This window comes from Robertkochia sediminum (assembly GCF_016786255.1).
GTDB classification, from domain to species: Bacteria; Bacteroidota; Bacteroidia; order Flavobacteriales; family Flavobacteriaceae; genus Robertkochia; species Robertkochia sediminum.
The window spans coordinates 1-969 of sequence record NZ_JADMKT010000037.1; the positions used below are offsets into that span (position 1 = coordinate 1).

1 protein-coding gene is annotated in these 969 nt (G+C 35.6%); it reads left to right on the forward strand.

Annotated elements, in window-relative coordinates; genetic code table 11:
• Positions 1 to 214 precede the first annotated feature (214 nt).
• On the forward strand, positions 215 to 694 hold the full coding sequence (locus tag IS446_RS00160; RefSeq protein ID WP_203057146.1) for a glycosyl-4,4'-diaponeurosporenoate acyltransferase CrtO family protein: 480 nt from the start codon (positions 215 to 217) through the stop codon (positions 692 to 694).
• The last annotated feature ends 275 nt before the right edge of the window (positions 695 to 969 follow it).

Genomic DNA, 969 nt, shown 5'->3' on the forward strand with positions numbered 1-969 from the left:
CTTTAAAAATTAGACAAATCAAACTTAAGTCGGCTATACCCCAGCGCTAGACCCTACAAGAATTAGACTATTTTCTGTATCTTAATCTCCAGAACCAAAAAAAAAAATGCACCTCGTTCAGCCTGCTGGTCTCCGCCAACGCCAAAGGCCAAAAGGTCGGCCAGCAACCCAGATCGCGCCGGTGCATAGCCCGACCGTTAGCTACAATTTTAAAATGACCTATCAACTATTAACATTAGGGATAAAATTAGGAATAACGACTTCGTTGATCTCTTGGTTAATAGGCATGATAGTTAATGATATACTCATCAAAACAGAATACTATAAAAAAGTAGCTTACCTGAATTTTATTGAAAGTAAAGCTCTAAATAAAATTATTGGGATTAATCAATTCAAGTGGATCGTTAATAATACTTTTTTCAGGCATCTAAATCAGCAAATTAAATTAGAAAAAAGAAGCCCCAACTTAATCCAGCTAAGATCTGAAATGACCAAAGCAGAAGTAAGCCATTTAATAGGATTTATTTTTGTTGCCATAATAGCCATTTACATAAGTATTGAAAGAGGATTTCTTGCGGGATTCACAATGATGTTTCCAAATGTAATATTGAATCTATACCCTACATTGTTACAACAAGAAAACAAAAGAAGAATTGATGAAATATTGAAAGTGAAAAATAAAAACTGTAGCTAACAAAGGGCTATAAAGCATTGTTGCATCCTACACGATTTAGACTATTTTCTTATATTGAACTCCAAGAACAAAAATGAAGCGTCACGTTTCCAACGTGGCTCTGAGCCTCGCCAGAGGTAAAGGCCAACGCCAGGCTCAGACCCACACACCACAACGCTTCATAGGTACTGTGTTATAAAACAAGTATATTTACCAAAAAATATAGGAAGTATTAATCTCGGTTAATAACTATCCTGCGCAGCAAGTTCTTTTGAGCTTGCTGTTTTTGTTTTATG